This window comes from Scandinavium sp. NPDC088450 (assembly GCF_044900545.1).
Taxonomy (GTDB): domain Bacteria; phylum Pseudomonadota; class Gammaproteobacteria; order Enterobacterales; family Enterobacteriaceae; genus Scandinavium.
The window spans coordinates 1-14,177 of sequence record NZ_JBJDNI010000048.1; the positions used below are offsets into that span (position 1 = coordinate 1).

The following is a 14,177-nucleotide window of genomic DNA, read 5'->3' on the forward strand; positions in this document are numbered from 1 at the left end:
AACAAATCAAAAGGGGTTTTTAGAACCGACTCAAAGCTGAAAGCTTTACTGAACCCCCAGCCTAGCTGGGGGTTTTCTGTGCACAATAAAAAAGCCCGCTATTTAGCGGGCTTAGGGCAGAAAACTAGAGGCAAAAATTACAGAACGTCAACCGCGTTCAGTTCTTTGAATGCCTGCTCCAGACGCGTGATCATGGAGGACTGAGCTGCGCGCAGCCATACGCGTGGATCGTAGTATTTCTTGTTCGGCTGGTCTTCGCCTTTCGGGTTGCCCAGCTGGCCCTGCAGGTAAGCTTCGTTGGTTTTGTAGTATTGCAGGATACCGTCCCAGGTTGCCCATTGGGTGTCGGTATCGATGTTCATTTTCACTACACCGTAGCTTACGGAGTCTTTGATTTCCTGAGCAGAAGAACCGGAACCGCCGTGGAAGACGAAGTTCAGGCTGTTGTGCGGCAGGTTGTGTTTCTTGGACACGAATTCCTGAGAATCACGCAGGATAGTCGGGGTCAGAACCACGTTACCTGGCTTGTAAACACCGTGTACGTTACCGAAAGAAGCCGCGATGGTGAAACGTGGGCTGATAGCGTTCAGTTTTGTGTAAGCGTAGTCAACGTCTTCTGGCTGAGTGTACAGGGCAGAAGCGTCCATGTGGCTGTTGTCCACACCGTCTTCTTCACCACCGGTGCAACCCAGTTCGATTTCCAGCGTCATGCCCATTTTAGCCATGCGAGCCAGGTATTTGGAGCAGATTTCGATGTTCTCTTCCAGAGACTCTTCAGACAGGTCAATCATGTGAGAAGAGAACAGTGGCTTGCCGGTAGCCGCGAAGTGTTTTTCACCCGCATCCAGCAGACCGTCGATCCACGGCAGCAGTTTCTTCGCGCAGTGGTCAGTGTGCAGGATAACCGGAACACCGTAATGCTCAGCCATCTGATGAACGTGGTGCGCACCAGAGATTGCGCCCAGGATTGCCGCGCCCTGAGGAACGTCGGTTTTCACGCCTTTACCGGCGATGAAAGCAGCACCACCGTTAGAGAACTGAACGATAACTGGCGCTTTAACTTTCGCAGCAGTTTCCAGAACCGCGTTGATGGAGTCAGTACCGACGCAGTTAACTGCTGGCAGAGCGAAGTTGTTTTCTTTAGCTACCTGGAAAACTTTCTGTACGTCGTCACCTGTGATGACGCCCGGTTTTACGAAATCAAAAATTTTAGACATGTTACGTAGTCCTGTATCTTCGGCCGAAAAAAAAGAGGTGCGAGCCTTAAGCACGCTGAAAATGGGGTTAGCCTTCGCTAACCCTAAATTGCCTTACTTCTTCGCGCGCTCTTCGAGCATCGCTACTGCCGGCAGGACTTTACCTTCCACGAATTCGAGGAATGCGCCACCGCCAGTGGAGATGTAGGAAATTTTGTCTGCGATACCGAACAGGTCGATAGCAGCCAGAGTGTCACCGCCGCCTGCGATAGAGAACGCTTCGCTGTCTGCGATAGCATTCGCTACGATTTCAGTGCCTTTGCGGAAGTTAGGGAACTCGAATACGCCAACCGGACCATTCCACAGAATAGTTTTAGCGTTTTTCAGGATTTCAGCCAGTTTCTGTGCAGACACGTCGCCGAGGTCCAGAATCTGCTCTTCATCTTTGATGTCGTTAACAGATTTCAGGGTTGCCGCTGCAGTTTCAGAGAACTCAGTCGCAACGCGGACGTCTGTTGGAACCGGGATATCGCAAGTGGTCAGCAGACGTTTTGCTTCGTCAACCAGGTCCGCTTCGTACAGGGATTTACCGACGTTGTGGCCTTGAGCAGCAACGAAGGTGTTGGCGATACCACCGCCAACGATCAGCTGGTCAGCGATTTTTGACAGGGAATCCAGAACGGTCAGTTTGGTAGAAACTTTAGAACCGCCCACGATAGCTACCATCGGACGAGCTGGGTTACCTAGCGCTTTGCCCAGGGCATCCAGCTCAGCAGCCAGCAGCGGGCCTGCACAAGCAACATCAGCGAATTTGCCGATACCGTGGGTAGAAGCCTGCGCGCGGTGCGCAGTACCGAATGCATCCATCACGAACACGTCGCACAGTGCGGCGTATTTTTTGGACAGCGCTTCGTCGTCTTTTTTCTCGCCTTTGTTGAAGCGAACGTTTTCCAGAACCACCAGTTCACCGGCAGCCACTTCAACGCCATCCAGGTAATCTTTTACCAGACGAACTGGGTTAGACAGTTTGTCTTTCAGATAGTTAACAACAGGCAGCAGAGAGAATTCTTCGTTGTACTCACCTTCGGTCGGACGACCCAGGTGGGAAGTTACCATCACTTTCGCGCCCTGTTTCAGCGCCAGTTCGATGGTTGGCAGAGAAGCACGAATACGCGCATCGCTGGTGACTTTACCGTCTTTTACTGGCACGTTCAGATCGGCACGGATGAAAACGCGTTTACCAGCCAGATCCAGATCGGTCATCTTAATTACAGACATGGTGAATCCTCTCGTTGATTCTAAAGTTTTGCAGACGCACACGCGCCTTACCTGAAACCTGTAGCGGCCATCGCTAACGTTGTGTCGAGCATTCTGTTAGCGAAACCCCATTCATTATCACACCAGACCAGCGTTTTGATCAGATGCGCGCCACTGACCCGCGTCTGCGTGCCGTCAACAATGGCACTGTGCGGATCGTGGTTAAAATCGATTGAGACCAACGGTAATTCCGTATAGTCAACTATACCATGAAATGCCCCCTGTGCCGCTTTTTGCAGCAACAGGTTGACTTCACAGGCTTTTACCGGATGCTTCACGGTAACGCTCAGATCGATGGCGGTGACGTTAATCGTCGGGACTCGCACCGCAATCGCTTCAAAACGGTCATTAAACTGGGGGAAAATTCGGGTGATACCTGCCGCCAGTTTGGTGTCGACCGGAATGATCGACTGGCTGGCCGCACGGGTACGACGTAAGTCCGGATGATACGCGTCGATCACCTGCTGATCGTGCATCGCCGAGTGGATGGTCGTGACCGTACCGGATTCGATGCCCCAGGCATCATCAAGCAGTTTAATGACAGGAATAATGCAGTTCGTCGTGCAGGAGGCGTTGGAGACAATGCGGTGGTCAGACATCAATTCGTGGTGATTGACGCCGTAAACCACCGTGGCGTCGAGGTCATTGCTGCCAGGATGTGAAAAGAGCACTTTCTTAGCACCTGCGGCAAGATGGGCTTCCCCGTCGGCTCGCGTGCCATAGACGCCTGTGCAGTCCAGCACTACGTCAACACCCAGTTCACGCCACGGCAATTGCTCAACGGCAGGCTCATGCAGTAAACGGATGGCATCTTCGCCGACAAATAACTGTTCCCGCTCCTGGCGTACATCCCAGGCAAAGCGTCCATGGCTGGTGTCATATTTCAACAAGTGCGCGATGCCCGCAGCATCCGCCAGTTCGTTGATTGCCACCACGGTGATTTCCGCACGACGCCCGGATTCATATAAAGCACGAACCACGTTACGTCCAATGCGACCGAAGCCATTAATCGCTACGCGTACGGTCATAAGTCTCCTGCAAGGCTTTCCCTGATATTGAGTGGCTGAAAGCGTAGTCCAGCCTCACCCGGAAAGGAATCCCTGCTGCCACAAACTGCGACTGATTGATTATTTGTCGAACATTTAATCTACTGAAACGCTTCAGCTAGAATAAGCGAAACGCGGAATAAAAGGAACTTTTGTCCAAGGAGAGAAGCTTTCTATATGACCTGCGTCACACTTTTGATGGAATAATTTACAGCGGTTTTACATCATCATGGAATAGCAAAGACGAAAAAGCCGGGTGGCGCTTACGCTTACCCGGCCTACGAATGCATCGATTTTGTAGGCCCGGCAAGCTATGCGCCGGGCACGATCTCGATTACAGCAGTTCTTTCGCCTTCGCGACTACGTTCGCAACGGTGAAGCCGAACTCTTCGAACAGCAGTTCTGCTGGCGCTGACTCACCGAAGGAAGTCATGCCAACGATCGCGCCGTTCAGGCCGACGTATTTGAACCAGTAGTCTGCAATACCGGCTTCTACCGCAACGCGAGCAGAAACCGCTTTCGGCAGTACGGATTCACGGTAAGCGGCATCCTGCTTGTCGAATGCGTCGGTAGACGGCATGGACACCACGCGCGCTTTAACGCCTTCTGCAGAGAGCTGATCCCACGCCGCCACGGCCAGTTCAACTTCAGAACCAGTCGCGATGAAGATAACCTGCGGCTGACCGTCACAATCTTTCAGCACGTAGCCACCACGAGCGATGTCTGCCAGCTGCTTCTCGGTACGATCCTGCTGGGCCAGGTTCTGACGGGAGAGGATAAGCGCGGTTGGACCGTCTTTACGCTCTACACCGTATTTCCACGCTACCGCGGATTCGACCTGGTCACATGGACGCCATGTGCTCATGTTCGGAGTCACACGCAGAGAGGCAACCTGCTCAACTGGCTGGTGAGTTGGGCCATCTTCGCCCAGACCGATAGAGTCGTGGGTATAAACCAGAACCTGACGCTGCTTCATCAGCGCAGCCATACGCACGGCGTTACGTGCATATTCAACGAACATCAGGAAGGTTGAGGTGTACGGCAGGAAACCACCGTGCAGAGAGATACCGTTCGCGATGGCCGTCATACCGAATTCACGTACACCGTAATGGATGTAGTTACCGGCAGTGTCTTCGTTGATCGCTTTAGAACCAGACCACAGGGTCAGGTTCGATGGCGCCAGGTCAGCGGAACCGCCGAGGAATTCTGGCAGCAGCGGACCGAACGCTTCGATAGCATTCTGAGAAGCTTTACGGCTGGCGATTTTCGCCGGGTTAGCCTGCAGCTTAGCGATGAAGTCGTTCGCCTTCGCGTCGAAATCAGAAGGCATATCCCCGTTCATACGACGGGTGAATTCTGCCGCTTCCTGTGGGAAGGCTTTCGCGTAAGCAGCGAATTTCTCGTTCCATGCGGATTCTTTCGCCTGGCCTGCTTCTTTCGCGTCCCACTGAGCATAAATTTCAGATGGGATTTCGAATGGCGCGTATTTCCAGCCCAGCTGCTCGCGGGTCAGTGCGATTTCAGCGTCGCCCAGCGGTGCACCGTGAGAGTCGTGAGTACCGGCTTTGTTCGGGGAACCGAAACCGATGATGGTTTTGCACATCAGCAGAGAAGGTTTGTCGGTAACTTTACGCGCTTCTTCTACTGCACGTTTGATAGCGTCCGCATCGTGACCGTCAACGCCACGAACGACGTGCCAGCCGTAAGCTTCGAAACGCTTGGCAGTGTCATCGGTGAACCAACCTTCAACGTGACCGTCGATGGAGATGCCGTTGTCGTCATAGAACGCCACCAGTTTGCCCAGCTTCAGGGTACCCGCCAGGGAGCACACTTCGTGGGAGATACCTTCCATCATGCAGCCGTCGCCCATAAAGGCGTAGGTGAAGTGGTCTACGATGTCGTGGCCCGGACGGTTGAACTGCGCCGCCAGGGTTTTTTCAGCGATAGCCATGCCCACTGCGTTTGCAATGCCCTGACCCAGCGGACCGGTGGTGGTTTCAACACCTGCGGTGTAACCCACTTCCGGGTGGCCTGGGGTTTTGGAATGCAGCTGGCGGAAGTTTTTCAGCTCTTCCATCGGCAGATCGTAGCCAGTGAGGTGCAGCAGGCTATAAATCAGCATAGAGCCGTGACCGTTGGACAGCACGAAGCGGTCACGATCTGCCCAGGAAGGGTTCTGCGGGTTGTGGTTCAGGAAATCACGCCACAGGACTTCGGCAATGTCAGCCATACCCATCGGGGCACCCGGGTGACCGGATTTGGCTTTCTGTACTGCGTCCATGCTCAGCGCACGAATAGCATTAGCAAGCTCTTTACGTGAGGACATTTTGACTCCAGATCGGACTGTTGAAGGCCATGCCAGACGCTTGACTACAGCGCGTTTTAGGCTACGCCGGAAAAAAGTGTGAACAATGTAACCCAAGCGGCAAGCCATGTACATGGAGCATCCGCGCGGTGCCTGGGAAATCTCTGGAATGTGTTCAACGGTTGCGCAATCTTCTCGCGCCGTTATCTTTATTTTCTTTATACTTCGTCTGAGATCTGCCGTTCAGGCGGGTAAAAAAATTTCAGACAATGACGACGCACCTATTACGGAAAATTGATGATGAAACTGCACACTGTGGTGTTGGCCTTTGGGATGGCAAGCGCTCTGACTGGCTGTCAGAATATGGATTCAAACGGGCTGATGAGCTCCGGGGCTGAAGTTTTTCAGGCCTATACCATCAGCGACGCTCAGGTCGTCGCCCTCAGCGATAAAGCCTGTCAGGACATGGATAGCAAAGCCACTATCGCCCCTTCCAGCAGCGATTACGCCAAACGCCTGACGAAAATTGCTTCCGCCCTCGGCGATAACATTAACGGCCAGGCCGTGAACTATAAGGTGTACGTCACCAAAGACATCAACGCCTTTGCGATGGCCAATGGCTGTATTCGTGTTTATAGCGGCCTGATGGACATCATGACCGACAACGAAGTCGAAGCGGTGATCGGCCACGAAATGGGCCACGTTGCGCTGGGTCATGTGAAGAAAGGCATGCAGGTTCAGCTTGGCGCTAACGCCGTGCGCGTCGCTGCGGCCTCTGCAGGCGGCATTGTCGGCAGCCTGTCACAATCTCAGCTTGGCGATTTAGGCGAAAAACTGGTGAACGCGCAGTTCTCGCAGCGTCAGGAATCCGAAGCGGACGATTACTCTTACGATCTGCTGCGTAAACGCGGGATCAACCCGTCAGGGCTGGTGACCAGTTTTGAGAAGCTAGCGAAGCTGGAAGCGGGCCGTCAAAGCTCGATGTTTGACGATCACCCGGCTTCAGAGGAACGTGCTCAGCACATTCGCGATCGTATGAAGGCGGACGGGATCAAATAAAAGAGGCCGGGTGGCGGCTATCGCCTGACCCGGCCTACAAGAGCGAGCAGAAACTGTAGGCCGGGCAAACAACGTACCGCCCGGCATTTATTCTCTTACTCGCCCTTCTTCGCCGCCTGGATATACAGCATTTCCAGAGCCAGCGTTGCCGCTGCCAGAGCAGTGATTTCAGACTGATCGTAAGCTGGCGCAACTTCCACGACGTCCATCCCCACGATGTTCAGGTCTTTCAGACCACGCACCAGTTTAATTGCACGATCGGAGGTCAGGCCGCCGATAACCGGCGTACCGGTACCCGGTGCAAACGCAGGGTCCAGACAGTCGATATCGAAGGTCAGATACACCGGCATATCGCCAACAATCTTCTTCACTTGCGCCAGAATATCGTCCACGCCACGATCGTTTACTTGTGCAGCATCCAGCACGGTAAAGCCGTTGTCTTTGTCGAACTCGGTACGGATACCAATCTGTACAGAATGGTTCGGGTCGATCAGGCCTTCTTTCGGTGCGGTGAAGAACATGGTGCCGTGGTCAAATTCGCAGCCGTTTGCATAGGTGTCGGTGTGCGCATCGAAATGCACCAGCGCCATTTTGCCAAAGTGTTTTGCGTGCGCGCGCAGCAGGGGCAGCGTGACGAAGTGGTCACCGCCGAAAGAGAGCATGCGCTTACCGGCAGCCAGCAGTTTTTCTGCGTGAGCTTGCAGCTTTTCGCTCATTTCACGCGCATCACCAAAGGCATACACCAGGTCACCACAATCGACCACGTTCAGACGCTCACGCATGTCGAAATCCCACGGGAAGCGGTTGTGCTCCCACGCCAGGTTGGTCGACACCTGACGGATAGCCGCAGGACCATGACGACCGCCCGCACGACCAGAAGTAGCCGCATCAAACGGGACACCGGTAATAACCCAGTCAGCATCGCTGTCGTAAGGCTGGAAGTTCAGCGGCAGACGCAGGAAACCAAAGGCGTTCGATACCAGCGAGTTGTCGTACTGATGACCTAAAGTGCTCATAAAGATGACCTCTTATACCGTCGGTAATTTATGACAGATGAAAAAAAATCCCTTCCGCGTCGTTAGGCCCGACGAGGAAGGGATCGATTCGTGTGTACTGCTTGTTAGGGCGATTATCGCCAAAATTTTAATCGGGTCAAGCATCCAACGTTGGCTTTGACGGATGCCCTCTCCCACAAGGAGAGGGAGAAAATCAAATCGGCTCGGATCAGTCCCCTCTCCCTTTGGGAGAGGGTTAGGGAGAGGGGGAAAGATGGGCACCCACTTCCCCCAAACCGTTACTCGTCTTCCAGATATGTGTACCCGTACAAACCAGCCTCGAACTCTTCGAGGAACTGCTGTTGCAGCGCATCGTCGAGATCGGTTTGTTTGACCTGATCGCGGAACTGGGTCAGCAGTTTTTTCGGGTCAAGCTGAACGTACTCCAGCATATCCGCCACGGTGTCGCCTTCGTCGGAAAGTTCCACTTCCACGCTGCCGTCAGGGAAGACAAACACGTCAACCGCTTCGGTATCACCGAACAGGTTGTGCATGTTGCCCAAAATTTCCTGATACGCACCGACCATAAAGAAGCCCAGCATTGGCGGGTTCTCTGGATCGTACTCTGGCATTGGCATGGTGGTGGCGATACCGTCGCCGTCAACGTAATGGTCAATCGCACCGTCAGAGTCACAGGTGATATCCAGCAGCACCGCGCGACGTTCTGGCGCATGGTTCAGCCCTTCAAGCGGCAGTACCGGGAACAGCTGGTCGATACCCCACGCATCCGGCATTGACTGGAACAGGGAGAAGTTGACGTACATTTTGTCCGCCATACGCTCCTGCAATTCATCAATGATTGGGCGATGCGCACGGTTACTTGGGTCGAGCTGTTTCTGCACTTCATGGCACATGTTCAGATACAGCTGCTCGGCCCAGGCACGCTCTTGCAGGCTAAACGTGCCGGAGGAGTAACCCACATGAATATCATGCAGATCCATCTGGCTATCGTGCAGCCACTCACGCAGTGAACGACGTCCTCCAGGTTCGTGCATCTCCTGCCAGGTTTCCCACATGCTTTGCAGCGCACGCTGGGCATCTTCTGCAGGCGCGGTAGCTTCGGTGTATTCGTTGCGCTCGACACCGATGATGTTGGAAACCAGCACGGTATGGTGCGCAGTCACTGCACGCCCGGACTCGGTGATGACCGTTGGGTGCGGCAGGCCGTTCTCTTCACAGGCATCGCCAATCGCCCAGATGATGTTGTTGGCATACTCATTCAGGCCGTAGTTCACAGAGCAATCAGACTGCGAACGGGTGCCTTCATAATCCACGCCCAGGCCGCCGCCCACATCGAAGCACTGAATGTTCACACCCAGTTTATGCAACTCAACGTAGAAACGGGCCGACTCGCGCACGCCGGTGGCGATATCACGAATGTTGGCCATCTGCGAACCGAGATGGAAGTGCAGCAACTGGATGCTGTCCAGACGACCATGCTCACGCATGATTTCGACCAGCTGAAGCACCTGGCTCGCCGCCAGACCGAATTTAGATTTTTCGCCGCCGGAAGACTGCCATTTACCGGACCCCTGAGAAGCCAGACGCGCACGCACACCAAGGCGTGGCACCACATTCAGGCGCTCTGCTTCTTCCAGCACGATAGCGATTTCAGACATCTTTTCGATGACCAGATAGACCTTGTGGCCCATCTTCTCGCCAATCAGCGCCAGGCGAATATACTCGCGGTCTTTGTAGCCATTACAGACGATAACGCTGCGGGTCATGCCAGCATGCGCCAGCACCGCCATCAGCTCCGCTTTTGAGCCTGCTTCGAGGCCCAGCGGTTCGCCAGAATGGATAAGAGATTCAATGACTCGGCGATGCTGGTTCACCTTAATCGGGTACACCAGGAAATAGTCACCGTTGTAGCCGTAGGATTCACGCGCACGTTTAAAGGCGGCGTTAATCGAACGCAGGCGATGTTGCAGGATCTGCGGGAAGCAGAATAATGCAGGCAGTCGCTGTCCTTGCGCTTCACGAGCTTTGACCAGCTTGGCGAGATCCACGCGCGCATCAGGCACATCGGGATCCGGGCAAACGCTGATATGACCCAGCTCATTGACGTCGTAGTAGTTATTGCCCCACCAGGCAATGTTGTATGTACGCAGCATCTTGCTGGCTTCCTGAGAGCTCATTGCCACCTCCTGCATGGAACGTAGTACACCCTGTTCGCCGGCTGACGAAGGGGAGAATAAAGACATGTCGTCAGACATAGCGAACCTCAAATGTTGTCGAAAGTGTAAAACAGTTGACTACTATCGCAATGTTACTAAGCGATAACAACCCATAAACAGCCTTGTGCGCCAGCAGAGAATGCTGAGCGTTCGCCTGCGCGACCGGTTTCTTTTTCATATCAGTGTAAAACATAGACCCGAGGTGTGTAGCACCAGCGGAGAAACCACGAGAAAACCCCTAACTAAAGGAGCGCCCAAGTCCCAGTATCACAGCGCCTGACCGGCTCTGGAGTCCTGAGATGTGCCCGAATGGCAATAACTTCGGCAGGTAGATATCGAAGAAAGAGAATGTGATGGGGTTAAACGCACGCCAGAGTGGCATGACTGAGTCTGCAAAAAACGATGGTTCATTATGTCGTATCACCTCCACGCCAACCCACCTGAGCCAGCGACAAGCCTAAGCCAAACTATTCTGTGTAAAAAACACTGCTTAACCCGGCTGGAAGTGGCGACACGAAAGGAAAACCTCGTGCGCTTTTTTGAGTGAGCCGCGCGCGGCGTTTTATACCGAGAAGCAGGGCAAAAAGCAAAATAAAAATGCGCACTCTTCCACCACTGTCAGGAAAAATTGCCAGAGGAAAAGACCAGCGAATGAGACGTTCCTCAAAAAAAACTGGCATTCAGGCGAAACTCTGACCTAAAATAGCCATCCAGATGTTAATCCATCTATACTGATTAACACCCAGACTGTTTGTGTGTTTACCTGCAGCCTTTGGTCGAATCGTCTATCAGAGTCTTTATCTACAACAGTTTGAGCTAACCAAATTCTTTCCAGGTGAAATAAAACATGGCAAAACACCTCTTTACGTCCGAGTCCGTATCTGAAGGGCATCCTGACAAAATTGCTGACCAAATCTCCGATGCAGTGCTTGATGCGATCCTCGAACAGGATCCCAAGGCGCGTGTCGCGTGCGAAACTTACGTTAAGACCGGTATGGTTCTCGTTGGCGGTGAAATCACCACCAGCGCGTGGGTGGATATCGAAGAGATCACCCGTAAGACGGTCCGTGAAATTGGCTATGTGCATTCTGATATGGGCTTTGATGCCAACTCCTGTGCGGTGCTGAGTGCTATCGGCAAACAGTCTCCGGATATCAATCAGGGCGTTGACCGTGCTGATCCGCTGGAGCAGGGTGCGGGCGACCAGGGCCTGATGTTTGGCTATGCCACCAACGAAACTGACGTGCTGATGCCAGCGCCAATCACCTACGCTCACCGTCTGGTTCAGCGTCAGGCTGAAGTGCGTAAGAACGGCACGCTGCAATGGCTGCGTCCGGATGCAAAAAGCCAGGTTACTTTCCAGTATGACGACGGCAAAATTGTCGGCATCGATGCGGTAGTGCTGTCCACCCAGCATTCTGAAGACATCGATCAGAAATCCCTGCAAGAAGCAGTGATGGAAGAGATCATCAAGCCTGTGCTGCCAACCGAGTGGCTGAACAGCGCGACCAAATTCTTTATCAACCCAACGGGTCGTTTCGTTATCGGTGGCCCAATGGGCGACTGCGGTCTGACCGGCCGTAAAATCATCGTCGATACCTACGGCGGCATGGCGCGTCACGGTGGCGGTGCGTTCTCCGGTAAAGATCCGTCTAAAGTTGACCGTTCTGCAGCGTACGCGGCACGTTATGTGGCGAAAAACATCGTTGCTGCGGGCCTGGCTGACCGTTGTGAAATCCAGGTTTCCTACGCTATCGGCGTAGCAGAACCCACGTCTATCATGGTTGAAACCTTCGGTACCGAGAAAGTCTCTACCGAACAGCTGACCCTGCTGGTACGCGAGTTCTTCGACCTGCGTCCTTACGGTCTGATCCAGATGCTGGATCTGCTGCACCCAATCTACAAAGACACTGCGGCATACGGTCACTTTGGTCGTGAATCTTTCCCTTGGGAAAAAACCGACAAAGCCGCTCTGCTGCGCGAAGCTGCTGGCCTGTAATAAGCCGCTGCGTTTTGCCCTTCAAAGGCCAGCCTTGTGCTGGCCTTTTGCTTTTCTGCACGCCTCTTTTTTGCCGGGTGGCGCTACGCTTACCCGGCCTACACTCAATTTTGTAGGCCCGCGCAAGCGCCAGCGCCGCCGGGCACAGCAATGAAACCGCTTACACAGGTATTATCAGGCCTACTTTAGGATTTTTCGATTTGCATTAACTGCATTGTTCTGCTGTTACATCACATTTCAGGTAAGTCTCAAAAACCGTCATTTCCCCCTGCATCTCATCAAATCTATCTAATTGATTAATATCAAATTATCACAATTACATAACCTGACACTTGTGTAACCGATTACACCAATGTGATTTATCTCACATCTTTTTACGGTTGCCTAACCTACCCTTTACATTGATAAAACTGATAACCCAACTGGAGGGCATAATGCCTGACAATAAAAAACAGGGATATTCCAACAAAGCGATTACGTTTTTTGTCTGCTTCCTCGCAGCCCTGGCGGGATTACTTTTTGGCCTGGATATTGGCGTGATTGCCGGCGCATTGCCGTTCATCGCCCATGAATTCCAGATTGACTCTCACACCCAGGAATGGGTCGTCAGCTCGATGATGTTCGGTGCCGCCGTCGGTGCTGTCGGCAGTGGCTGGCTCTCCTATCGCCTTGGCCGTAAAAAAAGCCTGATGATCGGCGCGATCCTGTTCGTTGCCGGTTCGCTGTGTTCTGCTGCCGCACCTAACGTAGAAGTGCTGCTGGTCTCCCGCGTGCTGTTGGGTCTCGCTGTCGGCGTTGCTTCTTACACGGCTCCGCTTTATCTGTCTGAGATTGCCCCGGAGAAAATCCGTGGCAGCATGATTTCGATGTATCAGTTGATGATAACCATCGGGATCCTCGCGGCTTACCTGTCAGATACCGCCTTCAGCTACAGTGGCGCATGGCGCTGGATGCTGGGTGTCATCATCATTCCAGCCGTTCTGTTGCTGATTGGCGTGTTCTTCCTGCCAGACAGCCCGCGCTGGTATGCCGCTAAACGTCGTTTCAATGATGCCGAGCGCGTCCTTCAGCGCCTGCGTGATACCAGTGCAGAAGCGAAGAACGAGCTGGAAGAAATTCGCGAAAGCCTGAAGGTGAAACAGTCTGGCTGGGCGCTGTTTAAAGAGAACAGCAACTTCCGCCGCGCGGTGTTCCTGGGCGTGCTGTTGCAGGTCATGCAACAGTTCACCGGGATGAACGTCATCATGTACTACGCGCCGAAAATCTTCGAGCTGGCCGGATATGCCAACACCACCGAGCAAATGTGGGGCACCGTGATTGTCGGCCTCACTAATGTGCTGGCGACCTTTATCGCCATCGGTCTGGTGGACCGCTGGGGCCGTAAGCCAACGCTGGTGCTGGGCTTCCTGGTCATGGCCGTCGGCATGGGCGTGCTGGGCACCATGATGCACAACGGCATCCACTCGCCTTCTGCTCAGTACTTCGCTGTCGCGATGCTGCTGATGTTCATTGTCGGCTTTGCGATGAGTGCTGGTCCGCTTATTTGGGTACTGTGCTCTGAAATTCAGCCGCTTAAAGGCCGCGATTTTGGTATCACCTGCTCCACTGCCACTAACTGGATTGCCAACATGATTGTCGGGGCGACCTTCCTGACCATGCTGAACTCGCTCGGCAACGCCAATACCTTCTGGGTGTACGGCGCGCTGAACCTGTTCTTCATCGTCCTGACCCTGTGGCTGGTGCCGGAAACCAAACACGTGTCGCTGGAGCATATCGAACGCAACCTGATGAAAGGCCGTCCTTTGCGTGAGATTGGGGCGCACAACTAAGAACAGTGCGGGCTGATCCCCTCTCCCCAACCCTCTCCCAAAGGAGAGGGAGCACACACTAAAACCCTTCTCGTAAGAGAAGGGTTTGCAATTTACCTCGTGCGGGCTGATCCCCTCTCCCCAACCCTCTCCCAAAGGAGAGGGAGCACACACTAAAACCCTTCTCGTAAGAGAAGGGTTTGCAATTTACCTCG

The 14,177-nt window shown here is 53.6% G+C and carries 10 protein-coding genes; 3 read left to right on the forward strand and 7 right to left on the reverse strand.

Annotation, left to right across the window (positions count from 1 at the left end; genetic code table 11):
- Nucleotides 1-137 precede the first annotated feature (137 nt).
- From fbaA to tkt, 4 genes are all read right to left on the reverse strand, one after another.
- On the reverse strand, nt 138-1,217 hold the full coding sequence (gene fbaA / locus ACI2I2_RS24170) for a class II fructose-bisphosphate aldolase (RefSeq protein ID WP_404660220.1): 1,080 nt from the start codon (nt 1,215-1,217) through the stop codon (nt 138-140).
- A 93-nt stretch (nt 1,218-1,310) separates the two neighbouring features.
- Entirely contained in the window at nt 1,311-2,474 is a 1,164-nt protein-coding gene (gene pgk / locus ACI2I2_RS24175; RefSeq protein ID WP_404660221.1) for a phosphoglycerate kinase, read from the reverse strand.
- 47 nt (nt 2,475-2,521) lie between these two features.
- Nucleotides 2,522-3,541 (reverse strand): erythrose-4-phosphate dehydrogenase, encoded by a 1,020-nt coding sequence (gene epd, locus ACI2I2_RS24180; RefSeq protein ID WP_404660222.1) that lies wholly within the window; start codon nt 3,539-3,541, stop codon nt 2,522-2,524.
- A gap of 352 nt (nt 3,542-3,893) precedes the next feature.
- Complete coding sequence (gene tkt / locus ACI2I2_RS24185; protein ID WP_404660223.1) at nt 3,894-5,885, reverse strand: transketolase; 1,992 nt, start codon at nt 5,883-5,885, stop codon at nt 3,894-3,896.
- Between the two features lie 279 nt (nt 5,886-6,164).
- Here tkt and ACI2I2_RS24190 point away from each other — a divergent pair, with 279 nt between their 5' ends.
- Complete coding sequence (locus ACI2I2_RS24190; protein WP_404660226.1) at nt 6,165-6,923, forward strand: M48 family metallopeptidase; 759 nt, start codon at nt 6,165-6,167, stop codon at nt 6,921-6,923.
- A gap of 95 nt (nt 6,924-7,018) precedes the next feature.
- Here the strand turns inward: ACI2I2_RS24190 and speB are convergent, their stop codons facing one another.
- The 3 genes from speB to yqgB form a co-directional block, all read right to left on the reverse strand.
- Nucleotides 7,019-7,939 (reverse strand): agmatinase, encoded by a 921-nt coding sequence (speB, locus tag ACI2I2_RS24195; RefSeq protein ID WP_330982749.1) that lies wholly within the window; start codon nt 7,937-7,939, stop codon nt 7,019-7,021.
- A 278-nt stretch (nt 7,940-8,217) separates the two neighbouring features.
- Complete coding sequence (gene speA / locus ACI2I2_RS24200; RefSeq protein ID WP_330982748.1) at nt 8,218-10,194, reverse strand: biosynthetic arginine decarboxylase; 1,977 nt, start codon at nt 10,192-10,194, stop codon at nt 8,218-8,220.
- Nucleotides 10,187-10,333: an acid stress response protein YqgB gene (gene yqgB, locus ACI2I2_RS24205; RefSeq protein WP_404660227.1), complete on the reverse strand. Its 147-nt coding sequence runs from the start codon at nt 10,331-10,333 to the stop codon at nt 10,187-10,189. The genes speA and yqgB overlap by 8 nt, the downstream gene beginning before the upstream one ends.
- Nucleotides 10,334-11,002: 669 nt before the next feature.
- Between yqgB and metK the strand changes: the two genes are divergently transcribed.
- Together metK and ACI2I2_RS24215 are read left to right on the forward strand one after the other, a co-directional pair.
- On the forward strand, nt 11,003-12,154 hold the full coding sequence (gene metK, locus ACI2I2_RS24210) for a methionine adenosyltransferase (protein ID WP_404660224.1): 1,152 nt from the start codon (nt 11,003-11,005) through the stop codon (nt 12,152-12,154).
- A 434-nt stretch (nt 12,155-12,588) separates the two neighbouring features.
- Nucleotides 12,589-13,983: a sugar porter family MFS transporter gene (locus ACI2I2_RS24215; RefSeq protein WP_404660225.1), complete on the forward strand. Its 1,395-nt coding sequence runs from the start codon at nt 12,589-12,591 to the stop codon at nt 13,981-13,983.
- Nucleotides 13,984-14,177 lie beyond the last annotated feature (194 nt).